Origin of the sequence: Thermosynechococcus sp. B1, from assembly GCF_030322985.1 — a bacterium.
GTDB lineage: Bacteria > Cyanobacteriota > Cyanobacteriia > Thermosynechococcales > Thermosynechococcaceae > Thermosynechococcus.
Map to the genome: position 1 here is coordinate 1,661,236 of NZ_CP096573.1, position 24,620 is coordinate 1,685,855.

18 protein-coding genes, 2 tRNA genes and 4 pseudogenes are annotated in these 24,620 nt (G+C 55.4%); 14 read left to right on the forward strand and 10 right to left on the reverse strand.

The annotated features are described in order from the left end of the window. Positions 1-11: 11 nt before the first annotated feature. On the reverse strand, positions 12-1,940 hold the full coding sequence (gene ftsH / locus M0644_RS08355) for an ATP-dependent zinc metalloprotease FtsH (RefSeq protein WP_286625308.1): 1,929 nt from the start codon (positions 1,938-1,940) through the stop codon (positions 12-14). 136 nt (positions 1,941-2,076) lie between these two features. Here ftsH and M0644_RS08360 point away from each other — a divergent pair, with 136 nt between their 5' ends. Together M0644_RS08360 and M0644_RS08365 are read left to right on the forward strand one after the other, a co-directional pair. Continuing rightward, positions 2,077-3,876, forward strand: a complete 1,800-nt coding sequence (locus M0644_RS08360; protein ID WP_286625309.1) for an aspartate kinase — start codon at positions 2,077-2,079, stop codon at positions 3,874-3,876. Continuing rightward, entirely contained in the window at positions 3,863-4,777 is a 915-nt protein-coding gene (locus M0644_RS08365; RefSeq protein ID WP_286625310.1) for a DMT family transporter, read from the forward strand. Before M0644_RS08360 ends, M0644_RS08365 begins: the two co-directional genes overlap by 14 nt. Here the strand turns inward: M0644_RS08365 and M0644_RS08370 are convergent. Next, positions 4,774-5,127 carry a hypothetical protein gene (locus M0644_RS08370; protein ID WP_149819898.1) on the reverse strand — a complete coding sequence of 118 codons (354 nt, stop codon included), beginning with the start codon at positions 5,125-5,127 and terminating at the stop codon, positions 4,774-4,776. The two genes, M0644_RS08365 and M0644_RS08370, sit on opposite strands and share 4 nt — an antisense overlap. A gap of 78 nt (positions 5,128-5,205) precedes the next feature. On the opposite strand from M0644_RS08370, the gene prmC reads away from it, so the two are divergent. After that, a complete protein-coding gene (prmC, locus tag M0644_RS08375) occupies positions 5,206-6,081 on the forward strand; it encodes a peptide chain release factor N(5)-glutamine methyltransferase (RefSeq protein ID WP_206200408.1) in 876 nt (291 codons plus the stop codon). Here prmC and M0644_RS08380 read toward each other — a convergent pair. Then, positions 6,078-6,341, reverse strand: coding sequence for a DUF3493 domain-containing protein (locus M0644_RS08380; protein ID WP_286625312.1), 264 nt, complete (start codon positions 6,339-6,341; stop codon positions 6,078-6,080). The two genes, prmC and M0644_RS08380, sit on opposite strands and share 4 nt — an antisense overlap. Before the next feature lie 107 nt (positions 6,342-6,448). Here M0644_RS08380 and M0644_RS08385 point away from each other — a divergent pair, with 107 nt between their 5' ends. Next, entirely contained in the window at positions 6,449-7,027 is a 579-nt protein-coding gene (locus M0644_RS08385; RefSeq protein ID WP_149819904.1) for a M23 family metallopeptidase, read from the forward strand. Between the two features lie 19 nt (positions 7,028-7,046). On the opposite strand, the gene M0644_RS08390 is transcribed toward M0644_RS08385, so the two are convergent. After that, a tRNA-Asp gene (locus tag M0644_RS08390) sits at positions 7,047-7,120 on the reverse strand. 63 nt (positions 7,121-7,183) lie between these two features. On the opposite strand from M0644_RS08390, the gene M0644_RS08395 reads away from it, so the two are divergent. Beyond that, positions 7,184-7,723, forward strand: a complete 540-nt coding sequence (locus M0644_RS08395; RefSeq protein ID WP_286625313.1) for a HEAT repeat domain-containing protein — start codon at positions 7,184-7,186, stop codon at positions 7,721-7,723. After that, a complete protein-coding gene (locus M0644_RS08400; RefSeq protein WP_149819908.1) occupies positions 7,724-8,077 on the forward strand; it encodes a hypothetical protein in 354 nt (117 codons plus the stop codon). It begins immediately after the preceding gene. A 33-nt stretch (positions 8,078-8,110) separates the two neighbouring features. Here M0644_RS08400 and M0644_RS08405 read toward each other — a convergent pair whose 3' ends face one another. Further along, a complete protein-coding gene (locus tag M0644_RS08405) occupies positions 8,111-8,794 on the reverse strand; it encodes an O-methyltransferase (RefSeq protein WP_286625314.1) in 684 nt (227 codons plus the stop codon). Between the two features lie 94 nt (positions 8,795-8,888). Here M0644_RS08405 and M0644_RS08410 point away from each other — a divergent pair. Beyond that, positions 8,889-8,975 (forward strand) — tRNA-Ser (locus M0644_RS08410). Between the two features lie 68 nt (positions 8,976-9,043). Here the strand turns inward: M0644_RS08410 and M0644_RS08415 are convergent. The 3 genes from M0644_RS08415 to M0644_RS08425 all read right to left on the reverse strand — a co-directional run bounded on the left by M0644_RS08415 (position 9,044) and on the right by M0644_RS08425 (position 10,826). Then, complete coding sequence (locus M0644_RS08415) at positions 9,044-9,481, reverse strand: peroxiredoxin (RefSeq protein WP_286625315.1); 438 nt, start codon at positions 9,479-9,481, stop codon at positions 9,044-9,046. Between the two features lie 70 nt (positions 9,482-9,551). After that, positions 9,552-10,577: an ABC transporter permease gene (locus M0644_RS08420; protein WP_286625316.1), complete on the reverse strand. Its 1,026-nt coding sequence runs from the start codon at positions 10,575-10,577 to the stop codon at positions 9,552-9,554. 21 nt (positions 10,578-10,598) lie between these two features. After that, a complete protein-coding gene (locus M0644_RS08425; protein ID WP_286625317.1) occupies positions 10,599-10,826 on the reverse strand; it encodes a hypothetical protein in 228 nt (75 codons plus the stop codon). Between the two features lie 122 nt (positions 10,827-10,948). Between M0644_RS08425 and M0644_RS08430 the strand changes: the two genes are divergently transcribed. Continuing rightward, entirely contained in the window at positions 10,949-11,794 is an 846-nt protein-coding gene (locus tag M0644_RS08430) for a lipopolysaccharide assembly protein LapB (protein WP_286625318.1), read from the forward strand. A 4-nt stretch (positions 11,795-11,798) separates the two neighbouring features. Here M0644_RS08430 and M0644_RS08435 read toward each other — a convergent pair whose 3' ends face one another. Beyond that, positions 11,799-12,338 (reverse strand): peroxiredoxin, encoded by a 540-nt coding sequence (locus tag M0644_RS08435; RefSeq protein ID WP_286625319.1) that lies wholly within the window; start codon positions 12,336-12,338, stop codon positions 11,799-11,801. Positions 12,339-12,440: 102 nt separating this feature from the next. Between M0644_RS08435 and M0644_RS08440 the strand changes: the two genes are divergently transcribed. The 6 genes and pseudogenes from M0644_RS08440 to M0644_RS08475 all read left to right on the forward strand — a co-directional run bounded on the left by M0644_RS08440 (position 12,441) and on the right by M0644_RS08475 (position 23,919). After that, positions 12,441-15,284 carry a UPF0182 family protein gene (locus M0644_RS08440; RefSeq protein WP_286625320.1) on the forward strand — a complete coding sequence of 948 codons (2,844 nt, stop codon included), beginning with the start codon at positions 12,441-12,443 and terminating at the stop codon, positions 15,282-15,284. 437 nt (positions 15,285-15,721) lie between these two features. Further along, the gene (locus M0644_RS08445; protein WP_286625321.1) at positions 15,722-16,555 is read left to right on the forward strand and encodes a DNA methyltransferase; all 834 of its coding nucleotides are present in this window, start codon (positions 15,722-15,724) and stop codon (positions 16,553-16,555) included. 810 nt (positions 16,556-17,365) lie between these two features. After that, positions 17,366-17,827 (forward strand): annotated as a pseudogene (locus tag M0644_RS13135) (endonuclease domain-containing protein); the annotation flags it as partial. Between the two features lie 27 nt (positions 17,828-17,854). Continuing rightward, positions 17,855-19,117 (forward strand): annotated as a pseudogene (locus tag M0644_RS08450) (site-specific DNA-methyltransferase); the annotation flags it as partial. Then, positions 19,114-21,051, forward strand: coding sequence for an ATP-dependent endonuclease (locus tag M0644_RS08455; protein WP_286625323.1), 1,938 nt, complete (start codon positions 19,114-19,116; stop codon positions 21,049-21,051). The pseudogene M0644_RS08450 and the gene M0644_RS08455, both read left to right, overlap by 4 nt. Then, positions 21,051-23,919, forward strand: a pseudogene (locus M0644_RS08475) (BPTD_3080 family restriction endonuclease). Before M0644_RS08455 ends, M0644_RS08475 begins: the two are co-directional and overlap by 1 nt. Here M0644_RS08475 and M0644_RS08480 read toward each other — a convergent pair. Then, positions 23,872-24,502 (reverse strand): annotated as a pseudogene (locus M0644_RS08480) (transposase). The pseudogenes M0644_RS08475 and M0644_RS08480 overlap by 48 nt on opposite strands. Positions 24,503-24,620 lie beyond the last annotated feature (118 nt).

Sequence of the window (24,620 nt, forward strand, 5' to 3'; positions counted from 1 at the left end):
TGCCTCCTTGTCTAGGACGGCTGGGCACTCTGACGAAAGGATACTGGTGTCGCTGTCGCCTTCCAAGTGGGTTCTTTGACAGGTAGGGTAGTATATTGGCGCACCAAGGCACGGAACTCATCACCGTCAATGGTTTCCTTCTCAAGGAGCAGCTCCACCAGCTTATCAATGGCCACCCGATGCTCGCGGATCAGTTTGCGGGCAATCTCGTAGCAGTGCATAACAATCTCGCGCACTTGGTGGTCAATTTGCACGGCCACAGCTTCAGAATATTCAGCGCGCGGCATGAGATCTCGACCCAGAAAGACCTCGTTGCCCGGCGTTTCAAGGGCTAAGTGTCCCAAATCCGACATGCCGTAACGGGTTACCATTTCCCGCGCCAGATTGGCCACTGCTCGCAAGTCGCTACTGGCACCCACGGTGACTTCAGCATCGCCAAAGATTTCCACTTCGGCAGCGCGCCCCCCCAATAGAATGGTGATCTCATCGAGGAGCCATGCACGGGTATAGAGGCCACTATCCACCCGCTCTTCATCAAAGATCTGCTGGGCAAAGCCGCCAACGCCCCCAGACCGGGGAATAATGGTCACTTTATTGAGGGGATCCGCATGTTTCAAAAGCGTCATCAGTAGAGCATGACCCACTTCGTGGTAGGCAATCAGCCACTTTTTCTTGCTGTCGAGGAGGGGAGTGAGCGTCATGCCAATCGTCACGCGATCAATGGCATCGTCAATTTCGGCATTGGTAATGGCAGGTTTGCGACGCCGAGCAGTGAGAATTGCGGCTTCATTGAGGAGGTTGGCAAGTTCGGCACCCGAAAAGCCGGGAGTACGGCGGGCGATCGCCTCTAGGGACACCTCGGGAGCAATTTTCTTGTCCCGCGCATGGACTTGGAGAATTTGCAGGCGTCCCTTGTAGCTGGGCAAATCCACGGTAATTTGGCGGTCAAAGCGACCCGGACGCAGTAGGGCAGCATCCAAAACATCGGGGCGGTTCGTTGCCGCAATGACAATAATGCCCGTATTCCCCTCAAAGCCATCCATTTCCGTCAGGAGTTGATTGAGGGTTTGCTCGCGCTCATCATTGCCACCGCCAATGCCGGCACCCCGTTGGCGACCGACGGCATCAATTTCATCAATAAACACCAGACAAGGGGCGTTTTCTTTGGCCTTTCTGAAGAGATCCCGCACACGGGAGGCACCGACGCCCACAAACATTTCCACAAATTCAGAACCAGAAATGGAAAAGAAGGGAACCCCGGCTTCACCGGCGATCGCCTTGGCAAGGAGCGTTTTTCCGGTTCCTGGTGGCCCAACTAGCAGCACCCCCTTGGGAATACGGGCACCAATGGAGGTAAATTTCTCTGAATTCTTGAGAAAGGTCACAACCTCCTGCAGCTCTTCTTTGGCCTCTTCAATCCCAGCCACATCGCCAAAGGTCACCCCCGTTTGTGCCTCCATTTGAAAGCGGGCGCGGGATTTGCCAAAGTTGAGAATCTGCCCAGGGCCGCCGGGGGCATTACTTGCCCGCCGCAAAATCATCAGGAATAAAATCAGCAGAAAGAAGCCCAGCATCAAGTTAGAAATGACGCCAACCACTGCCCCATCACTGCTAGAGGGCACCACCCGCACCGTCGTGTCATAGCGGGTACTCACTTGGCGCAGCAGTTCTACAAGTTCAGGATTGCGATCAAAGAGCCGTACCTCTTGGGGGGGAGATTGTTCGGGTTGATCTTTACGGCGAAACTTGGCTAGCCTCTGTTCCTGATAGAGTTCGACGGAGCTGACTTCACCCGCCTTGAGGGCATTGAGGAATTGACTGTAGGAAACGGTGTTGTTATTGCTCGATTGCCCTAAACCAATGTGAGTGGGAGCTAACGAGAGACCCACGACCAAAGCCAGTTGACTCAGCCGTTGGGAAAGGCGTTGAGCGTATTTCATCGGCACCCGTTTCCGAAATTCAGTTCTAATTTCCAGTTTAACAGCGATTTTTTAGTTCCCTAGCGCCTTGGGTCAGCCACAGCCAAGAATCACCGCCCTAAATATAAAATAGGACAGCATTCTCTTTAGAACGCCCATGGGACTGATTGTACAAAAGTATGGCGGCACGTCCGTCGGTAGTGTCGAGCGCATTCAAGCGGTAGCCCGCAGGGTCAAGGCAACTGTGGCAGCGGGACATCAGGTAGTGGTGGTGGTCTCGGCCATGGGCAAAACTACGGATAGCTTGGTGCAACTGGCCTATGCCATTAGCGATCGCCCCAGTCAGCGGGAAATGGATATGCTGCTTTCCACGGGGGAGCAGGTCTCGATCGCCCTATTGACGATGGCGCTCCATGCCTTGGGGGAACCCGCCATCTCCCTCACCGGTGCCCAAGTGGGCATTGTCACCGAACCGGCCCACACCCGTGCCCGCATTCTCCACATTGAGACCCAGCGCCTCGAACGGCATCTCAAAGAAGGACAAGTGGTGGTTGTGGCGGGTTTTCAGGGGATTACTGCTGCTGCGGATTTTGAAGTCACCACCCTTGGGCGGGGTGGCTCGGATACCTCGGCTGTGGCCTTGGCGGCGGCGCTGCGGGCAGATTGCTGCGAAATTTACACCGATGTCCCCGGCATTTTGACCACCGATCCGCGACTGGTGCCCAATGCCCAACTCATGAGCGAGATTACCTGCGATGAAATGCTGGAGTTGGCGAGCCTAGGGGCAAAGGTCTTGCACCCCCGCGCCGTGGAGATTGCCCGCAACTATGGCGTGGATTTGGTGGTGCGCTCCAGTTGGACGGATGATCCCGGTACCCGTGTCATTGCACCATCGCGGCCGCCGCGTCCCGCGGAAAATCTTGAACTGGGCAAACCTGTGGATGGTGTGGCGCTGGATACGGATCAGGCGAAGGTGGCACTACTGCGGGTGGCCGATCGCCCCGGCGTTGCGGCACAGCTTTTTGGCGAACTGGCACGGCAAAACCTTGATGTGGATTTGATTATCCAATCCATTCACGAAGGGCAAACGAACGATATTGCCTTCACCGTGCAAAAGCGCGTTCTTAAACAAGCCGAGGCTGTTGCTGTGGCCTTTTATCCCCGCTTGAATCCACGGGTTGAAGAGACGGATGTGCTCGTGGATGCCGACATTGCCAAGGTGAGTATCACCGGTGCAGGGATGATTGGCCGACCGGGAGTAGCCGCTCAGATGTTTTCGGCCTTGGCGGCAGCGGGCATTAACCTACAAATGATTTCCACCTCTGAAGTGAATGTCAGTTGTACAGTGGCCGCAGCGGATGCAGGTCGAGCGATCGCTGTTCTCTCCCAAACCTTTGATGTGGAAGCCGCCACCACTGTCCCCCAAGAGACCCCCGATGCCCCAGCGGTGCGGGGCGTTGCCCTTGATCCCAAGCAGGCGCGGATTGCGATTCGCGATGTGCCCGATCGCCCCGGTATGGCGGCGGCAATTTTCCAGACCCTTGCGGATGCCGCCATTAGCGTGGATATGATTATCCAATCCCAGCGATCGCGCTCCCTAGGGGGGGTGATCACCCGCGATATTGCCTTTACGGTGGCCTCTGCCGATGCCGAGCGAGCCACGGAACTGCTCAGGGGGGTTCAGAGCCAATTGGGCTACGGCGACATCCTCATAGATACAGCGATCGCCAAAGTCAGTATTGTCGGTGTGGGGATGATCCACCGGCCGGGGATTGCTGCCCAAATGTTTGCTGCCCTCGCCCGTGAGAACATCAACATTCAAATGATTGCCACCTCGGAAATTCGCGTGAGTTGTGTGGTGGCAGAATCCGAGGGGGTGCGGGCGCTGCGGGCGGTGCATACGGCCTTTGGTTTAGATGGTGAGGCTCCCGTCGTCATTCCCGATGTCGGTAAATAGACCGCCCCATTGGCAAATTGCCCTTGTCCTCGGCGTGGGCGTGTTGGCGGTTTCTACAGCTGCTGTGCTGGTGCGCTGGGGGGTTGCTGGTTTAGCCACCGATTCCCTAGGCATGACCGTGGGGTTGAGTATTTTCTTGGCCAGTGGTCGCCTGAGTTTGGCTGCTCTCTTTTTGATCCCGCAATTTTACACGTGGCCGTGGCTAGACCTGACTCGCCAAAATCTGCGTTGGGCACTGGCGGCTGGGGTTGCCCTTGCGGCGCACTTTAGTCTCTGGTTTACGTCACTGAACTACACCTCGGTGGCAGCCTCAACAACGCTGGTGACCACAACGCCCATCTGGTCGGCGCTCGTCGGGTACCTTTGGCAGCGACAAACCCTTCAACCCCGTGCTTGGGTGGGCATGGCGATCGCCCTTGGTGGCAGTGCCCTGATTGGAACGGCAGAACCGACCAGTGCTGTGGCAAGGAACCCCTTACTCGGAAATGCGCTGGCGATCGCGGCGGCGTGGGCGGTCAGTGCCTACTTTATTTGTGGTCAAGCGGCTCAAAAGGCGGGTCTGGCGATTCGCCACTATGCCCTTGTTGCCTATGCCACTGCTGCTGTGGTGCTCCTCCCCTTGCCGCCCCTCCTTGGCTTTGCCTACACGGGTTGGCCGCTGAAGCTCTATGGTGCGATTCTCCTGCTGGCTTTGATCCCCCAGTTGGTGGGGCACACCAGTCTCAATTGGGGGGTGCGTTGGCTCTCCCCCACATGGGTAACCCTTCTGGTGTTGGTAGAACCGATTGCTGCGAGTCTCTTTGCCCTGCTGCTGTTTGGTGAGGTGCCGACAACGGCAGTGATGACGGGGGGCAGTCTGGTGCTGGTGGGCTTAAGCGTAGCACTGTGGCCTCGTCCCTAGGGGGGTTTCGGCGATCGCCGCCGCTGTTTGAGGGTATCCAAAGCATCCCCCAAGGCGGTAATGAGTCCCTCACGGGTACGGGCATGATTTTGCCGTTCCTCCTCTAGGGCACGCCGTAGCCGTTCATTGTCCAAGAGGGCTTCAATCAGTTGTGCCTGAAGTTCGGCAACAGAGGTTTCACTGCGCACGCGGGCCTCAATCCGTGCCCGCTCATCCGCCCATTCCGGGGCTTCGGGATCTACAGGCGGTTGGGGCGGTTCAGGAACCAGTGACGGCAGTTCATTTGCTCGCGCCTGCGCCCGTTGCAGTTGCTCTTGCAGACGTTGAAGCTGTTCCTGAAAATCTGCCACAGTGGATAAGGCACAGTTAGAAATTCTAGGGCTATTTTGATACGAGTATCCTCAGAAAACAAGGGTCAAGATATATTCGTGAGTAGCGAGGCACTCCAAGCATGGTGGCACTGGGCACAGGCGATCATTCCAGCCCCTGAGCGCGAGAGTGGCCTACGGGAGTTAAAACAATTTCTCAGTGCCTTCACACAGTTGAGTCCCCTTGACATCACCCTGCGCCGATTTCCGCCCGAGATTCCTCTAAAACTGCCCCTTGCAGAACTCCAAGAGCGTTGGCAACGCCGCTGGCAGGAGCGGGTTCCCCTGCAATATCTCATTGGTACGGTTCACTGGCACGATCTGGAATTAGTTGTCACCCCCAGTGTGTTGATTCCTCGGCCAGAAACAGAGGAACTCCTAGAAGTGGTGGCAGTAACGGTACCCCCTTGGCAACAACAGGGGCATTGGCTGGATTTGGGTACGGGGAGTGGGGCGATCGCTATTGGGTTGGCGCGGTTATTTGCGGCGGCGCTGGTGCATGCTGTAGATTGTAGCCCTGAGGCCCTAGAGGTTGCGCAAGTCAATATTCAAAAGTACGCTTTGGGCGATCGCGTGCGCTGCTATGTTGGCAGTTGGTTTGCCCCCCTTACCCATCTGCAAGGGCAGGTGCAGGGCATCGTCAGTAATCCTCCCTATATTCCCACCCGCCTAGTGGCCACTCTCCAACCTGAGGTGCAGTACCATGAACCCCCCCTTGCCCTCGATGGTGGTGCGGATGGCTTGCAGGCGATTCGTCAGATTGTTGAGACGGCGCCAGAGTATCTTCAGCCCCAAGGCTGGCTCTTTATCGAATTGATGGCAACCCAAGGGGAAGCTGTGGCGGCGCTAGCAATGGCCACCCAAGCCTATGAACGAGTGGAAATTCTTCGGGATCTCAGTGGCCACGATCGCTTTTTGCTCGCTCAAGCAGTTTAGCCGCGATCCCAGCGCCAGAGGGCAACCATCAGGGCAACCACTCCGATTTGTAATGCCAGATTCCACGCCAAATCGTTACCAGCAGTGCCCGCCAATCCCTTGAGGCCAAGGATAAAGGCACCCATGAGGCCGGAAGCGGCAAAAACGGCATAGAAAACGCGCCGTAGTCCCCGATAGGGAGCCACTGCCTCGGCTCGCAGGCGATCGCGCAGGGTTGATTGAGTCACTTCAGCCGATTGCTGGGGTTTGTGAGTAGCCATTTTGATTTTCCCATCACCTGAAAATATCCTACGTCCCTACAATGGGGAACGGTGTGCATCAATAACGGTCTAAGGCCGTAGGCCAAAAGAGATGTGAGGAGTTTGATATGCATTGGCAGCGAATCAGTGTAGCACTGGCGATCGCCTTGGGTAGCACGGTTGCAATTCCCCAACTCAGTCAACCCTCCCAAAATACTGGTGCAGGGACACTCCGCTGGAGCGATGCTTCCTTTCCTGTGGAAAATTTCCAAGGCTATACCTCTCCCTTTGGCTACCGGCGATCGCCCACAGGGGAACCCACGACCGAATTTCACAATGGCCTTGATTTTGCCGCTCCTCAAGGGAGCTATATCCGTAATTGGTGGGTCGGGCAGGTGATTGAAGTTTCCGATCACACCGCCTGTGGCACACTGGTACGAATTCAATCGGGGGCTTGGGAACACGTTTACTGCCACATGATGGGGCGGGTTGAGCAGACCCCCCAAGGCCGAGCCATGGTCGATCGCGCCGGTGGCCTTTTCATCCTAGAGGGGCAGCGGGTACCCACGGGGGCACGTATTGGTCGCGTGGGCATGACAGGCCGCACCACCGGACCTCACCTTCACTGGACGCTCCGCCACCGAGGGCAATTGGTCAACCCTGCCGTGGTTCTACAGGCCATGTATGGTAGCCAAGCCCAGCGATAACTTTCTGATTAAAAACTAACGGGACTGACGGGGCTCGAACCCGCAACTTCCGCCGTGACAGGGCGGTGCTCTAACCGATTGAACTACAGTCCCAATTTTTGAGCGATTTTTAGACTATCAGGAAAATCATAGCCTTGTCAACTGGTTAAATTTGCCTTGCAGGGCGATCGCCTGCGGGGCATCAATCAACTGCGTAGCCTTGACCCCAACGATGCCTTTCGGCTCATTCAACCCCTCAGCCAAGATGAAAATTCCCGTGTCCGCTACGCTGCGGTGAGTCAAATTGCCAGCCTTAGGCACGTCAACCTTGATCAAGCCCATGACCTGTTGCGCGATCGCCTGCTCCATGACAGCGAAACGGATCACCACCTTGCGGATGCTCGCCAGGAAATTCTCACCGCCTTTTGTGCCCTTGCAGGCTTAGACCCAGAGATTCTGCATCAGGTGTGGCAAGCACCAGCGGTTGAGGCTGCCCTCAAATTTTTAGCAACAATGGCTCCCCAAGCCTTACCTGAGATTCTCAGCCACATTGCCAACCGCATTGATGAGCGCGCCATTACCTATATCCATGCCCATTGTGCTGCTCCCATCAGACGGTCATTACAGGTGGGATGTGCCTTGTTTGGGCGCGATCGCCAAATTGTCGCCATCAGCGAGGCAGGAAACCTAATTTTGACAAGGATTAGGCTATACTAAGTGAAAGACTCAATAAAATCTGTACCAGCACTTATGAATACAAACTGCCATGTTCTTGATCGCGAAGAGGTCATTCGTTTTATCCCGAATGAAGATGATAACTCAAGGATTATTTACAAACAGCGTAATACTGATATTACTTATCCAGAAGAATTTCTAAATCTTATTTTTAATGATGCTAGATTGATTCCACCATTAGTTAGAGGTTGCTCAGCAAGAGTTATGATGCTCGATAAGACGGGTTGGCATAAGGGTAGAGTACGATTAGAAATTGTATTCTATCCCGATGAGGAAAACCCCAATATCAATGTTAGTGATGAACTGAACATTAACGAATATCTATCTCAGAGTTAGGGTTGACTCATAGAAGCTAAGGAAAGTGGTCTACTAAGGATTGGAGTTTCTAAAAACGGTAAAAGATTGATAGCCAGTATCAATTAAGATATGCTCAAATAGTTCCTCTGCAATCAATTCATCAATGACCTGCTTAACGGGTGAGTTATTATTCCCTGCGGCATCATACCAGCCATAGTAGTCGTGTAAAATAAAGTATCCCCCCGGTCGTAAATACCACGGTACATAATTGAAGACATCCGCTTTGCACCCTTCATAACTGTGATCACCATCAATGAAAATGAGATCAACTAAACCGTCAATCGTGACTTCATCTGAGCGGGTATTAATAAATTCAACATAGTTTTCAAGATTTGCTTCAAGAATTAATTCCTCAGCTTCCTTGGTTGGAAATGGATCAATTGAAAGCAGTTGTCGTTTTTTCGGCGCTTCAAATTCGTTGTAATTGATGTCAGGTCGCTGCTTATGTTGTTGTGGTTCTTGCCAGCCAATATCAATGAATCGTAGGGCACTTGCTAGACAGAGAGTTGAAAATCCCTTAAAGCGGCCAATTTCAATGATGCGAGTAGCACGAATACTCACCGCCAGAGAAAAAAGTGTCATCCCCAACCCCAGTTCTGAGCCACCAGCAACAAGTGCCTTCCGCATCAAGCCAAAAAAATCACCAAAATAGCCGTCCATTCTTTTCTGGTTATGGGCTAAGGCTTCTGTTGTCATTAGGTACTCTGGACTAAAACTCATGGGAGTATTTCCGGCAGCGACTTCTTGTGGCTCTACCTTATCCTAGCTGAGGTTACAATATAGGATGCTGGGAGAGATGGCAGAGTGGTCGAATGCGCTCGACTTGAAATCGAGTGTGGCAGTGATGTCACCGAGGGTTCGAATCCCTCTCTCTCCGTTCAATCAACAAAAAGGCAGCCAGAACCTCTCCAGCCGCCTGACCCAATGATGACTTTTTAGAGTCACCTATAAGCCGAGATCCGCCAAAAGGTCGGTGGCGTGGGTATCGGTTTTGACGCTGGTATAGACATGGGTAATGATGCCATTGCCGTCAATGACATAGGTAACTCGCTTGGCGTAGCCGCCGCCGTCCACATCGTAGGCTTTAATAATGGATTTATCCACATCTGCCAAGAGGGGGAAGGGGAGATTGAATTTCTCGGTAAACTTTTGGTGCGAGGTTTCGTCATCGGTACTCACCCCCAAAACGACAATCTCTTTGCCCTGATAGGCGGCATAGTTGTCACGGAAGCTACAGGCCTCTTTGGTGCAGCCGGGGGTGTCATCCTTAGGGTAGAAGTAGAGCACCACAGTTTTGCCCGCAAAGTCGCTGAGGGACACCGTATTGCCGTGGGTGTCCTTGGCAGTAAAGGCGGGGGCGGGTGTACCAACGGCTAAAGCCATGGGGGATAACCTCCTAATGTTAAGTTTTATTACTTGCTTGTTCTTTATTTTATCGGCAGGTGCCAAAAAATTAGTAGTGGATGCGGGGGTCAATCCAAGCATTGAGCAAGTCAACGAGAATACTGGCGGCGACCACAATCACGGCAAAGAAAACCACAATGCCCTGTACGGTTGGATAGTCCCGCAGCGCGATCGCCTCGTAGAGTCGCTGACCCAACCCCGGCCAAGAAAACGTCACCTCTGTCAACACGGCTCCCCCCAAGAGGCTCGCAAGGGTCAGCCCCAAAACCGTGATCACCGGAATCAGGGCATTCTTGAGGGCATGGTGAATGAGAATCCGATGCTCAGGGATACCACGGGCACGGGCGGCTTCCACATAATCGGCCACTAGGGTTTGCTTGAGATTCACCCGCACAATGCGCTCAAAGATACCACTGAGGACGATCGCCAGCGTCACCGCAGGCAGGAGCAAGTAACTAAAAGCAGTTCCCAGTTGGTGGAGATTGCCATTCAGGAGCGCATCCAGCAGATACAGCCCTGTGGGACCTTGGGGGGGTGTTTCCGTGATTGGGTAGCGGGTACCCAAGGGAAGCCAACGCAGATTCACCGCAAAGAGCAGTTGCAAGAGCATCCCCAGCCAAAAGAGGGGCAAAGCATAGGTGATGATGCCAAAGAGACGCCCTCCGATATCCCAAGCAGTGCCAGATTTGACCGCAGCCAGACTGCCAATGAGCACCCCTAAACCAAAGGCGATCGCCAGACTCGCAAGGCCTAATTCTGCCGTTGCAGGAAAATGCTGAGCAATGATACTCGTGACGGCTTCCCCTTGACTGGTGAGGGAGGTTCCCAGATCAAATCGCAGGAGTTGCCCTAAGTAAGTCAAGTATTGCTGCCACAGGGGTTGAGCCAAGCCCAATTGTTCTCGCAAGGCCTCTTTGACAGCCGCCGGAGCACGGGGACCTAAAATCGCATCCACGGGATCCCCCGGCGTGGCTCGCAGCAGCAAAAAGACGACGGTGACAATCGTCCACAGCATCAGCGGCGCCAGTAAAAGCCGCAGGAGCAGGTACCCCTGCAATGCCCGCAGACGAGACATGATCACAGCATCTGGAAATAGCTATTCTTGAGGTGAGTTCGCCGCTCGCTGGCGATCGCGCTCAATCGCGGCCAAAAGACGTTTGGGATAGCTATCCGCTGCAATTTGCAGAATTTGATCGAGGGGCGTATCATTCATAAACTTGGTGGCGGCAGCAATGTACTCACGGTTGGGACAGCGATCGCCAAGGACACAGCCATTGACACAGGCCTCTGCACAATTAATCGTTTCTGGCGTTAGTTCGCTCATGGCAGCTCTCCGAGGAATCCTTCAAATTTTAGCAAGGGGAAGCCACGCAAAAATTGGCAATGATTGCCCTACCCCCTAGGCTAGAATCGTACTGGCAAGGCAAACGTTGGGCAGGAGGCAGAATGCGCAAGAAATGGATCACTCTTTTAGTGTTGGTGTTGGGGATGATTCCCTTCATCGCCATTTCGGTGATGCCCCTGCTCAGCAGTGCCTTTAGCCCAGCGCAACCCACGCCAAGCCCCGTGACCAGTCCTGCCGCCACTGACAAAGTTGCTGAACTGCAAGCCCAAGAAAAAGGCTACCAACTGGTGCTGGAGCGTGAACCCAACAATGCCACAGCTTTAGAAGGCTTGCTGCTGGCTCGGCTGCAACTAATTCAACTGGGCAAAGGGGAAATGGCCAGTGTTATTGACCCCCTGCGGCGCTTGGCGGCGCAGCGACCGGAACAAACCGATTATGCGATTCTGCTGGGACAGGCACAGCAGCAAACGGGCGATCGCGAGGGGGCTGCCCAAACCTTTCAGGGGGTTCTTGCTAAATCTCCGGGGAACCTCAATGCCCTGCGGGGGCTTGTGGATCTCTACCTCAAGGAAAATCGTCCCCAAGCGGCTATTGGTTTGATTGAAGAGACCCTCAAAGGGGCAGAGCAAGCCAACAAAGTCCAACCAGGGAGCGTCGATGTCACGGCGGTACAACTTCTCCTTGGCGATGTCTATATGGCGCAAAAACGCTACGATGAGGCGCTGACCCTCTTCCAAAATCTGGGCAAAGAAAACCCCAACGATTTTCGCCCGGTGCTTGCCCAAGCGATGGCACTGACGGAACAGGGGAAAAAGACAGAAGCTGCGCCTCTGTATGCCAAAGCCGTGGAACTTGCACCCGCCAAATATAAAGATGCCATTCAGCAGGCAGCGCAGCAGGTGCAAAATGAATCTCCAGCAACCCCTGAACCCCCGCCACAGCAATAGAGGCCTAAACTTGCTGTTGCAGTTCCTCTAGGCGAGCCAGTACTTCCTGACTGTGGATCGCGGGATTCACTTTGACAAACCGCTCGCGCAATATCCCCTCAGGATCGATGATGAAACTGTGGCGCAGCGAGACAAACCCCAACCAAGAGCCATAGGCCTTGCTGACGCGGCCATCGGGGTCAGAGAGGAGGGGAAAGGTCAAGCCTTCACTGTCACAGAAATCTTCGTGGGAGTCCACGGAGTCGGCACTGACGCCAATGACTTCAGCATTGTGGGCATGAAATTGCTCAATATCCCGCTGAAAGCGTTGGGCTTCGAGGGTACAGCCAGCAGTAAAGTCCTTGGGGTAGAAGTACAGCACCACCCACTTGCCGCGATAGTCCTTCAGGGAAATCGGCTGACCATCGACACTGCTGGGAAGGGAAAAGTTGGGTGCTGGGGCATTGAGGGGCGGCAATTCACCCCCGAGGGCCCAAGTGGGGGCTGATGAACCCAGAAACAGAATCAAACTCAAAAGGGCAACAAGTAGTGAGCGCAAGAACATGGCTAAATCGCTAAACTGGCCTTAGGAAAGCATCTAGCTGCACTGTACCGTAGTTTTAACGATTTTTCGAGGTTGATGCCGTCGCTCTCCGCTATACAGTTTATGCCCCGTTGGTTGCGCTGGCTCTCTGGCCTCGTGCTGGCGATCGCCCTTGGGGTGGGGCTGTGCCGCTTGATTGCCGAAAGTCTCTGGTTTGATCAACTGGGCTATTTGGCGGTGGTCTGGCAGCGCTGGAGTGTCCAAGCTTTACTGTTTCTGGCGGTTGCGGGGGTATCGGCACTGTTCTATGGCTGGCAGCAACGCTGGCTCCTGCGGCAACGCACCGTAACCCTCGATCCCACCCTGACCGCCCAGAGTACCTATCGGGGGCTGGGGCTGTGGCGGCTTTTGTTGTGTGCTAGCGGTTTGACTTGGCTGCTAATTGTTGCTACTTATCACATTGGGGCGATCGCGCTGCAACTGTGGCAACAGCGTTCAGAAATCACCTTTAACAGCCCTCTGCTGCCGCAATTGAGTGTCTGGCGGGTGGCAGAGCTATCACTGCAAGTGGTGCAGAATCCTTGGCTATTAGTGCCGAGTTTGGCAGCATTGCTACTGGGGCTGTGGTTGCCTGTGCGCCTCTTTCAAGGATTGGGCATGCTCTTAAGCCTCGCGATGGGGGCGATCGCCAGCCTCAGCTGGTCAGTGGTGCTCAAGGGACTGTTTGCCGCCAGTGATCCCCATACGGAACCGCTATTTCGCCATTCCATTAGCTTTTACCTGTTTGAAATCCCCCTGTGGGAACTGTTGCGCCTATGGCTGGTGAACCTCAGTGTTGTCGGCTTAGGGGGAACGGCCTTGGGTTATCTCCTTGCCAATGAAAGTCTCAGTCATGGCAAATTCCTCGGCTTCGTGCGATCGCAACGGCGGCATTTACAGGGCTTAAGTGCCTTTGTCTTTGCCACAGTGGCCTTTAGCTTCTGGCTAGAACGCTACAAACTTCTTTATTCGACCAATGGGGCTGCCTTTGGCGCCGGCTATACCGACGTCACTGTACGCTTACCCCTCTATGGTTGGCTTTCAGCCTCGGCTTTTGGCGTCGCCTGTTTACTGGCTTGGTCAGCGATTCGACGGGGCGGCGAAGGGCAGCGGCGGCTAGGACCGATCGCCCCCGGCCTCTTTGGCTTTACATTGGGCTATTTGGTGGTCATCCTGATTGCCGATTGGCTCCTGCCCACAGCCATTGAAGCGGCCATTGTTCAACCCAATCAACTGCAACGGGAACTCCCCTACATTCAACGCACCATTACCCACACCCGCGAAGGCTTTAACCTTGAAAAAATGCGGGTCGAACCCTTTCAGCCGGAAAATAACCTCAACGCCGAGATCATTGCTGCCAACGCCGCCACCACCCGCAATATCCGCCTTTGGGATACCCGCCCCCTTTTAGAAACGAACCGGCAACTGCAACAACTGCGCTCCTACTATCGGTTTCCAGCGGCCTTTTTGGATCGCTACTATCTCAAACTATCCCCTGAGCAAGACCAATCAGAAATTCGCCAAGTCCTCATTGCCGCTCGCGAAGTGGACTACAGTGCGGTTCAGCGCTTTGCCCGTACTTGGATTAACGAGCACTTGGTCTTTACCCACGGCTATGGCTTCACCATGAGTCCCGTGAATACCGCCGAAGCCAATGGTCTGCCCAAATACTTTGTCCGCGATATTGGCGATACGGGTGAGCTACTGGTCGATCCGCCGCAAATCCGTGAAAGCATTCCCTTTTTCTACCCCCGGATCTACTACGGTGAACTCACCCATACCTATGTCTTTGCCCCTTCGGCGGTTCCAGAGCTGGATTTTCCCCGTGGCGCCGAAAATGTCTATAACCACTACGACGGTACGGGGGGGGTTCCCATTGCCAGTTGGTGGCGGCGCTTGGTCTACGGTGTCTATTTTGGTGACTGGCAACTGCTGTTGACCCCCAATTTACGACCGGACTCACGGGTGCTTTTTCGCCGCTTAATTCAAGAGCGGGTGCGGGCGATCGCCCCCTTTTTACGTTTTGACAGTGAACCCTACCTTGTGGTCGCCGATCCACGCTCTGAACAGGACATTGCCGCCAGTCCTAGCGCCACAGGGGTGAGCTATCTCTACTGGATTATTGATGCCTATACCGTCAGTCGCTACTATCCCTATGGCGATCCCGGCGAGCACTCCTTTAACTACATTCGCAACTCTGTCAAAGTGGTGGTGGATGCCTATAACGGCGATGTCACGTTTTATGTGGTGGAACCCGACGATGTCATAATTCGCACGTGGCAGCGGGTTTTTCCAACCCTCTTTCATCCCCTGAGTGCCATGCCCCACCGCCTCTACCGCCACATTCGCTATCCCATTGATTTGATGCAGGTGCAGTCGGAACAACTCCTGAAATACCACATGACGGATCCCGTGGTCTTTTACAACCGCGAAGACCTCTGGCAAATTCCCAAGGAGATTTACCGCGAAAAACCCCAAGCCGTTGCCCCTTACTATCTCATTACCAAGCTGCCCATTGGCTACACCGAGGAGTTTATTCTGCTTGTCCCCTTTACGCCCGTGAATCGCCCCAACCTCATTGGTTGGCTAGCGGCTCGCTCCGATGGTCAAAACTATGGCAAGCTCCTGCTGTACGTCTTTCCCAAGCAAGAACTGGTCTTTGGCCCTGAACAAATGGAGGCGCGGATCAATCAAGACCCAATGATTTCACAGCAAATTTCCCTCTGGAATCGCCAAGGGTCAAGATCGGTGCAGGGAAATCTTCTGATTATCCCCATCGAGCGATCGCTCCTCTACGTCGAACCCATTTACCTCGAAGCCGATCAAAATCAACTGCCCACCTTGGCACGGGTCATTGTTATGGATAACCAGCGGATTGTGATGGCACCTACCCTAGAGGAGGCTTTGCAAAAACTGTTTCCTGATTAACTTTCATCGCAGAAACGTTGAAAGATAGTTTAATTGGTATTACTTCCGTAATGGGAGCACCTGATTTCTCATCAGCAGTGACAGATTCCATGGTTTCGGAGTGGGCTTTTCCCCTTGGTTGACTAAATGGCGAGAGGAGGGGTCTGTAATAACCAATCGACTGCTGGGCTTCAGCCTGTTATTTCACCGTCTGTCTCTTGGAAGCTAGTGCAGGCTGCCAGAATCCGACTCATACTTGTTGCAGAAATGCAGGTAAAAGCGCACTCACTTTCGATACTCAGGCCATTGTTCTGTTTGGGTATTTTGCTTAGATAGCAGGTTAAGTATGGGGTCTCTATGCTGTTTATCGTTACAAATTAAGTCCTTGCATACGTATCTACTATTGCAGTTTAATTACTGTTTAGCTTTCAAAACCACCAATCTGCAGACAGGACTTGATGGCCCGAAAAAAGAAGACCGAGACCAAGCGTCCGATCGCACCCTACGAGTATCGGGACAAAGCGCGCGTCAACAACCCGCCCGTTGGGCTGGTCACGCCCGAAACCGACCCCGACACCGGACAGCAGAAAAAGCGCTACGCCTACGACCCGCACCTCGACCCGCAACTGGTCTGGGCGGGCAAAGCCGAGCATACCTCCTTCGAAGTGCCCACGGTGTCGCTGCACGTGCACGAGCGCATTGACCCGCGCACAATTATCGAGGCGGTGCGCAAGAAAAATGGGCAACAGGAACCGGTGCAACTGGGGTTGTTCGAGGTCGAGCGCCAAGAACCCTTGCACAAGGTCGTCGAGTTCTACCAACACAAGCACGACTGGAGCAACCGCCTGATCGCCGGCGATTCGCTGCTGGTGATGAACTCGCTGCTGGAAAAGGAGGGCATGGCCGGCAAGGTGCAGATGATCTACATTGACCCGCCCTACGGCATCAAGTACGGCTCCAACTTCCAGCCCTTCGTCAACAAGCGCGACGTGAAGGACGGCAAGGACGAGGACTTAACTAGCGAGCCGGAGCAGATCCGCGCCTTCCGCGATACTTGGGAGCTGGGCATCCACTCCTACCTCACGTATCTTCGCGACCGGCTGCTTCTGGCGCGGGAACTGCTCACCGAGAGCGGCAGCATCTTCGTGCAGATCAGTGACGAGAACGTGCACCACGTGCGGGAGTTGATGGATGAGGTGTTCGGGGCGGGGAATTTTTGTAAGACAAATATCTTTCCGCAAAACATCGCCTCTTGGGTTTGGAGAATTACCGAGAGTTCACGATATCATTAATTTGGTATGCGAAAAACAGGGAGGGCGTGAAATATAGGCAGCTTTACACGGAGAAGAGTCTTGATGAATCCTGGTTTGGATTCGTAGAGTTGCCGAGTGGAGAGGTAAAACCAATTCGTGCATTGTCAACCGAGCTTGACCAAATTGAAGGATCAAAGAGGCTGGCTTTGGGTGACCTCAAGTCTTCTGGTTACACCGAGTCTTGCACCTATGACTTTGAGTTCTCAGGAAGGATCATATCGGCACAGAGGAAAAGCTGGCGCACACATAGGGAGGGAATGCAACGCCTTATTACCGCTTGCAGACTATACGACACCGGCAACATTCCAAGATACAAGCAATGCTTTGATGATTTTCCTCTCCAGCAGATTGACAACCTTTGGAATGATACTGCCGCTGACCACCGACCTTGGCGACCTGGTGTTCGACCCGACCTGTGTGCGGAAGGGGACGAGGGTGTGGGTTTGCGGCTCCTCCCCGGCCCTCCCTACACGTGGGGAGGGAGAAGCCCTATCCCCCCGCGTGCGGGGGGATGACAGGGGGGCTACCCTCATCGCCATCGAAGACATCCACCCCGGCGACTACCTGCTGGCGCATGACGGCTTGCCCCATCGCGTCGTGCGCACGATACGGCGAATGTATCGCGGCGTGATGATCGGCATCCGGCACGACCTTAGCGGGCAAACCCTATGGCTTACGCCCGATCACAGGGTGTTGGCCCACAGACGACCGCACAGCCTGGGTGGACATTCCGACTGGTCAGGTATTCCCAAAGCGCTGCGCGGCAGAAGCAAAATACTCCGCAAGGAAATGACTCCGCCTGAACGGAAACTTTGGAAAGTCTTGCGAGGCAATGGGTTGGGCTTTACCTTCAGACGTCAGCACCCTATTGGCCCCTATATCGCCGATTTCTATTGCCGTGAAGCTGCCTTAGTGGTAGAAGTGGACGGCGCCATGGCTCATGGCACTCCGGCCGCCATGGAACATGACCGTGTTCGCGATGAGTTCATGCACGCGCTGAATCTAAAAGTGCTGCGTGTTCCCGCCGCAGAAGTAGAGCATAATCTCGAAGGGGTTTGCACTGCTATTGAACAGGCGTGTAAAGAGCAACTTTCGCCAGAGTATGCCCAGTGGATGGAGGCAGAGCAGATACAAGAGGGAGACATCCTGTTCCACGGTCCCGACCGCGTTCCCGTGCGCGTTGTGGAGGTGGTTAGAGACTTGTCCGAGGAAGAGGTTTACGATTTAGAAGTAGAGGACGCTCACTCGTTTATAACGGAAGTCTGCGCCGTACACAACTGCGGCAGCGGCACGACGGCCTATGTGGCCGAGCAGTGGGGCCGGCGCTGGATCACCTGCGACACCTCGCGCGTGGCGCTCACCCTCGCCCGCCAGCGCCTGATGACCGCGGTCTTCGACTACTACGAGCTGGCGCATCCCGAAGAGGGGGTGGGCAGCGGCTTCAAGTACAAGACCGTGCCGCATGTGACACTCAAGTCCATCGCCAACAACCCAGAGATCGACGGCATCTACGCCCGCATGCACCCAGCCATCGAACAGGCGCTGGCGGACCTCAACGCCGCGCTGCGTCTCCCCTCTCCCGCTGGGAGACCCCCTGACGGGGGCAGGTGGGCCGGGGGTGAGGGCTATCCCCGTTTCAAGGTCACGCAAGGCATCCGGGCCGGGCAATTCGTGGACTTTGCCGCGCCGGACAGCGCCACCTTCACCATGCCCGCCGGCCAGGTGGTCAAGGTCAATGAGCTGGTGGAGTGGGAGGTGCCCTTTGTGTTCCCTGCCGACTGGCCGGAAGCGGCCCGCAAGCCCTTTGACGAATTTCACGCCGCCCGCCGCGCCATGCAAAAAGCCATGGATGAAGCCATCGCCCGCCACGTGCCGCAGGAAACCCTTTACGACCAGCCCTTCGTGGACCGCAAGAAGGTGCGCGTCACTGGCCCGTTCACGGTGGAGGCCGTGCCCGCGCCGGCGGTCAAGTCGCCGGAGGAGATTCTCGAAGCCAGATCCCAACCAGCCGACACATCCATCGCCCGCTCGGGCGAGACGCTGCGCCAAGCCGAATGGCGCGACGAACTGCTGCGCGCCGGCATCCGCGGCAAGGCGGGGCAGTACATCCGCTTCGCGCGCCTAGAGCCGCTGCCCGGCTGCCGCTTTTTGCACGCCGACGGCGAGACGCGCCCCAGCGACGAAGGTGCCGATTCGGTGCGCGAGCCCGGCCCGGCCGACAGCCCGATGCGCGTGGTGGTCTCCTTTGGTTCCGAGCACGCACCGCTGGAGCAGCGGCAGGTGGCCCAGGCCATCGAAGAAGCGCATACGCTGGTGCCCAGGCCGAAGCTCATCGTCTTCGCCGCCTTCCAGTTCGACCCGGAAGCCGCCAAGGATATTGACGAGATGAAGCCGAAACTCGCGGGTATGCAGTTTCTGAAGGTGCAGATGAACGCCGATCTGCTCACCGACGACCTCAAGAAAAAGCGCGCCAGCAACGAATCGTTCTGGCTCATCGGCCAGCCGATCGAGAGTTTGAAGATTATGGAGATTGACACATGAAGATCAAATCCGTCCGCATTCGAAACTTCCGCTCGATAAAGGAACAGACTATCGAACTTGATGACTACACGTGCTTCGTCGGAGCCAACGGCTCAGGGAAGTCAAGTGTCCTGCATGCCCTCAACGTCTTCTTTGGTGAATCAGGGATACCCGGTCTCAACACGCGTTCGCTCAGTGAGGAGGATTTCCATGCCAAAAACACAACGGATCCTATCGAGATAACGATCACTTTTACAGACTTCTCAGAGGAAGCTAAGAATGAACTCCAGCATTATGTGCGCCATGATCAATTGGTTGTCTCAGTTGAGGCACAATTTGATCCTGTTGCAAACACAGCCGAAGTAAAGCAGTACGGTCGCCGGATGGTTATCAAGGATTTCGCGCTGTTTTTTGAAGCCGAAAAAGCTGGGAAAAAGGTTGCTGAGCTGAAGGATATATACACCAGGGTGCGAGAGAAGTACCCTGATCTTCCGCATCCTGGCACAAAGGATGCAATGGTCCAAGCACTTCGTGAGTATGAAGAAAAGCACCCGGAATTGTGCGAAGAACTCCCTAGTGCGGACGAGTTCTATGGTGTATCAAAGGGTAAAAACCTTCTCGAGAAATACATCCAGTGGGTGTACGTGCCCGCAGTGAAGGAAGCGGCTAGCGAGCAGAAAGAGTCTAAGGACACAGCCCTAGGGAAGCTTTTGAGCCGCACGGTTCGGTCCAAAGTCAACCTCAACGAGTCATTTGATCCCATCCGCAAGGAAATGCAGGAGAAGTACAGACAACTCCTTGCCGATAGTCAGGCACAGCTAACCGAAATATCTACAGCTCTGCGAAATCGGCTTGTGCAGTGGGCGCATCAAGACGCAACGCTTCGAGTGCAATGGTACCAGGACCCCGAAAAGGCGGTACGTGTTGATGAGCCTTTTGCTCAGGCCATTCTCGGTGAGGCAGGGTTTGAAGGGGAGCTTACACGTTTCGGGCACGGGCTTCAACGTTCGTTTATTCTCGCACTGCTCCAAGAACTCTCTGACAGAGACGACGCAGATCCACGGCTGATTCTCGCCTGTGAGGAGCCGGAGCTCTATCAGCATCCCCCACAAGCAAGGCATCTTTATAACGTGCTCGTGAAGCTGAGCGAACAGAACTCTCAAATCTTGGTTACAACCCACAGTCCATACTTCATATCAGGTGAGAGATTCGAGAGTGTCCGGATGGTCCGCAAGGTCAATGGTGCTTCGTCTATTACTAGGACCACCCATCAAGAGGTGGCAAATCAAATTGCGGCTGTGAAAGGCCAGCAACCTGTCGAACCGAGCGAGCAGTTGGCAAAGATCCATCAAGCACTCCAGCCTCAGCTCAGCGAAATATTCTTCGCGTCTAGGATCGTATTCGTCGAGGGGCTAGAGGATACTGCATATTTGACCACCTACCTTCACTTGCTCAACCGGTGGGATGAGTTCAGACGACTCGGCTGTCACATTGTCCCCACCGGTGGAAAAAGTCGGATGCTTCAACCTCTCGCGGTAGCCAGGTGCCTGCAGATCCCGACTCTCGCGGTACTGGATTCGGACGGCGACAAGCCGGACAAAAACGGAAGCAGGGAGCAACGCCGCAGAAACAACAGCGCAATCCTCAAGTTATGCGGTGTATCTGATCCTGAGCCGTTCCCGACCAGTACGTTCTGGGGAGCCGCTGTAGTCATGTGGTCCTCAGACATCGGGCAGGTGGTTGAGCAAGAGATTGGAAAAGAGAACTGGGATGAGTTTCGATCTGAGGCAGATGCTAAATACGGGTTTGCCGGGAATCTACAGAAGAACGCGTTGCACATTGCATCGAGACTCCAGATAGCTTGGGATGCTGGCAAGAAATCGGATTCTCTCGAGAAGCTTTGCAATAAGATCATGGAGTTTGCTAATAAGAATGAAAATAGAGAGGAAAATTGATGCCCAGCACCACCATTGACCGCCTGATCATCAACTCGCCCTACGAGGAGCCGCAGCGGCACTGGCGTTACGACCGCGAGACGCGCACTTTCGAATTGGTGGAAGGCCGTCGTCCGGCGGGGTACGTGGTGGCGACGCCCGACTCAAAAGCCTTCGATGACCCGGGCATCTTCGTCGAGATTCCGCTGGTCAACCAGATCCGCCCGCGCGTCAAGGCCTAGCGCGAGGCGGGCTATCCGGGCGTCACCAGCATCACCAGGCGGCTGCTGGAACATTGGACCGACCCCGAAAACTTTGACCGGCGGCGCTTCTTCTTCTGCCAGCTGGAGGCGGTGGAGACGCTCATCTGGCTGACCGAGGCCGCCCCCGCTGAGCGGATCGGTATCGAAATCCTCGGCGATGGCGGCGAGTACATCCGCCAATGCTGCAAGATGGCCACCGGTTCGGGCAAGACCATCGTCATGGCCTTGGTCATCGCCTGGCAGGTCCTGAACAAGGTGGCCAACCCGCAGGATGCCCGTTTCTCCAAAAACGTGCTGGTCATCGCCCCGGGGCTGACGGTCAAAAAGCGTCTGGAAGTGCTTTACCCCGCCGCGGACGGCAATTACTACGAAGCCCTCGTCCTTGCTCGAGAAATTGCGCCAAGGCAAAGTGCTGGTGCGCAACTGGCACGCCCTCGCCTGGGAGAGCGAAGAACAGATCAAGAAACGCAAGTCTGTGGACAAACGCGGGGTCAAAAGCGACGAGGCCTATACCCGCGAGGTGCTGGGCGAGATGGCCAATGCGCGCAACCTTCTGGTCATCAACGACGAGGCTCACCACGCCTAGCGTGTGAACTGGGAGGCGGAAGGAAAGTATTTGCGGCAGCGGGATCTCAAGGATAGCGCCGCGGAGGCCACGGTGTGGATCGGTGGGCTGGATCGCCTGCACCGCTCGCGGGGCATCCTCAGGTGCTATGATTTTTCCGCTACTCCCTTCACGCCTTCGGGCAAAAAGAGCAGCGAAGAGGCGCTCTTCGACTGGATCGTTAGCGACTTCGGCTTGAATGACGCCATCGAGTCTGGCCTAGTCAAGACCCCGCGCGTGGTGGTGCGCGACGATGCTGTCCCCGACGCTAAAACCTACAAGTCGCACCTTTACCACATCTACAACTACCCGGACGTGAAGAACGACTTAAACTGCAAGGCGCAGCCGGAGGAGCCGCTGCCCGACCTAGTGCTGAACGCCTACTACCTTTTAGGCTACGATTGGTGCGAGACGTGGAAGGCATGGAAGACAGCCGGAGTGCCCGTTCCGCCGGTGATGATCACCGTCTGCAACCGCACCGAGACCGCGGCGCGCGTGAAGCACGCCTTCGATTCGCGGCGCATCCACATCGATGAACTGTGCGACCCAGAGCGCATCCTGCATATCGACTCGAAGGTGCTCGATGAGGCGGAGAAGCAAGAAGAAGCCCTCGCCCCGGCCCTCTCTCAGGGGGAGAGGGAGACCGAGGAAGACGAGACGGATTCGGATAACGCCCCCATTGAGCGCAGGCTGAGCAAGGCAGAGCAGGCCGAGCGCTTGCGCCAGATGGTGGACACGGTGGGCAAGGTGGGACAGCCGGGCGAGAGAATCCAAAACGTCATCTCCGTCGGCATGCTCTCCGAAGGCTGGGACGCCAAGACGGTGACGCACATCATGGGACTGCGGGCGTTCACGTCGCAGCTGCTGTGCGAGCAGGTAGTCGGTCGCGGCTTGCGGCGCACTTCGTACGAAGTCGACCCGGAAACGGGGCTGTTCGAGCCGGAATACGTCAACATCTTCGGCGTGCCCTTCACCTTCTTGCCCCACGAAGGCGGCGAGAACGACCCGCCACCGCCGCCCACGCCCAAGACCGCCGTTGAGCCAGACCCGACCAAGGCACAGCTCGAGATCCGCTGGCCGAATGTGGTGCGCATCGAGCGCGTCTTTCAACCGACGCTGACCTTGGACTGGTCGAAGGTGCGACCATTGGAACTGGACGCGGCGCAGACAGCGAAGGTCGCCGAGCTGGCGCCGATCCTCGAAGGCAAGCCAGACGTCACCCGGATCAACCGCATCAAGTTGGAGCGGCTGGCGGGGAAATTCCGCACCCAACGCATCATTTTCGAGACCGCGCGGGACGTGTTCGACCAGATGAAGCGCACTTGGCGGGGCAGCCGCGAGGTGTTGTTGGCTCAGCTCGTGCGTATCGTCGAGCAGTTCATCCGCTCCGACCGGATTGTGATCTCGCCGCTTGTTTTCGAGCAGGACGAATTGCGCCGACGGCTGATCATCACGCTGAACCTGTCGCGGGTGGTGCAGCATATATGGGAGGCGGTGCGGCAGGAAACCACCGGGCGGCTGGAGCCGGTCTTCGACCGCGATCATCCTATCCGCTCCACAGGCGAGATGCGCACTTGGTACACGGGCAAGCCCTGCGAGCGCACGGAGAAATCCCATATCAACGTCTGCGTCTACGACAGCACATGGGAAGCGTCCGACGCCTTCGCGCTCGACAGCAGTGACGCGGTGGCTGCCTGGGTCAAGAATGACCACCTAGGCTTCGAAGTGCTCTACGTTTATCATGGTGTGGTGCGCAAGTATCGGCCTGATTTCCTGGTGCGGCTGAAGAACGGTGATCATCTGATTCTAGAAACAAAGGGTCAGGATACGGAGCAGGACGAGGCGAAGCGTCAGTATCTTGCAGAGTGGTGCGAAGCTGTGAACGCGCACGGAGGCTTCGGGCGATGGCGCGCGGAAGTAGCGAAGACGCCCGGTGAGATTCAGGATATAGCTATTCCAATAAAGAATGAGACATCATCCAGCACAATACTTGCGAATCACCTCATCAATCGAACTGTTTGACCCTGCATACATCCGCGCTCGCTTCAACGCACTGAAGTCGTGCTCAATCACATTCAAATCAGGAGAGTATTTCGGTAAAAATAACACCGCGTGACCCGCCGCTTTCACCACTGCCTGAATCGCCCCTTTTGGATGAATCGGTGCATTATCCATCATCAACAACGACGGTCTCTTTAACGCCGGCAAACAGTACTGACTCAGCCAGCTCACAAACCCTACCGCATTCAAGTATCCGCAAAACAGCATTGGGGCGATGAAGTCTTTCTGGTATCTATACCGTCCTGCGACTCAACTCTCTCTTTTCTGACGCTTCCCCGCTCGCTCTCCATCAATTCGTTGGCCTCGCGCTGACCACCCATACTCAGACTCCACTCGATCGCTGGGCACGGTCGATTAAACGGTCATCGGGATGGGTAGCAACATCCGCTGCTAAGGCCGCCCAATCCAGTTTCCAAGGATGACGGGGGACAACCGTGGGCGCTAAGTCCTCTCGCTTCAGCCAGCGATGGATGGTGGCGCGACTGACCTGAAAGATTTGAGTCGCTTCACTGATTTTGCCACCTTGCTTGATGTAGGAGACAATCCGCTCTCGTCAGTCCAAGCTATAGCTCATGTTCTTGAGTAACATTCATGACGCTTTGAGTATAGCCTATCCCTCTTGAAAATATCTCACTCCCTTTCGAAATAGCTATATCTACCTG

Coding starts and splice junctions, on each gene's coding strand:
- M0644_RS08455 (WP_286625323.1), top strand. CDS start 19,114: ATGAAGATCAAATCCGTCCGCATTCGAAACTTCCGCTCGATAAAGGAA.
- M0644_RS08440 (WP_286625320.1), top strand. CDS start 12,441: ATGCCCCGTTGGTTGCGCTGGCTCTCTGGCCTCGTGCTGGCGATCGCC.
- M0644_RS08430 (WP_286625318.1), top strand. CDS start 10,949: ATGCGCAAGAAATGGATCACTCTTTTAGTGTTGGTGTTGGGGATGATT.
- M0644_RS08415 (WP_286625315.1), bottom strand. CDS start 9,481: ATGGCTTTAGCCGTTGGTACACCCGCCCCCGCCTTTACTGCCAAGGAC.
- M0644_RS08365 (WP_286625310.1), top strand. CDS start 3,863: ATGTCGGTAAATAGACCGCCCCATTGGCAAATTGCCCTTGTCCTCGGC.
- ftsH (WP_286625308.1), bottom strand. CDS start 1,940: ATGAAATACGCTCAACGCCTTTCCCAACGGCTGAGTCAACTGGCTTTG.
- M0644_RS08360 (WP_286625309.1), top strand. CDS start 2,077: ATGGGACTGATTGTACAAAAGTATGGCGGCACGTCCGTCGGTAGTGTC.
- M0644_RS08425 (WP_286625317.1), bottom strand. CDS start 10,826: ATGAGCGAACTAACGCCAGAAACGATTAATTGTGCAGAGGCCTGTGTC.
- M0644_RS08405 (WP_286625314.1), bottom strand. CDS start 8,794: ATGACAACAGAAGCCTTAGCCCATAACCAGAAAAGAATGGACGGCTAT.
- M0644_RS08420 (WP_286625316.1), bottom strand. CDS start 10,577: ATGTCTCGTCTGCGGGCATTGCAGGGGTACCTGCTCCTGCGGCTTTTA.
- M0644_RS08385 (WP_149819904.1), top strand. CDS start 6,449: ATGCATTGGCAGCGAATCAGTGTAGCACTGGCGATCGCCTTGGGTAGC.
- M0644_RS08380 (WP_286625312.1), bottom strand. CDS start 6,341: ATGGCTACTCACAAACCCCAGCAATCGGCTGAAGTGACTCAATCAACC.
- M0644_RS08445 (WP_286625321.1), top strand. CDS start 15,722: ATGGCCCGAAAAAAGAAGACCGAGACCAAGCGTCCGATCGCACCCTAC.
- M0644_RS08435 (WP_286625319.1), bottom strand. CDS start 12,338: ATGTTCTTGCGCTCACTACTTGTTGCCCTTTTGAGTTTGATTCTGTTT.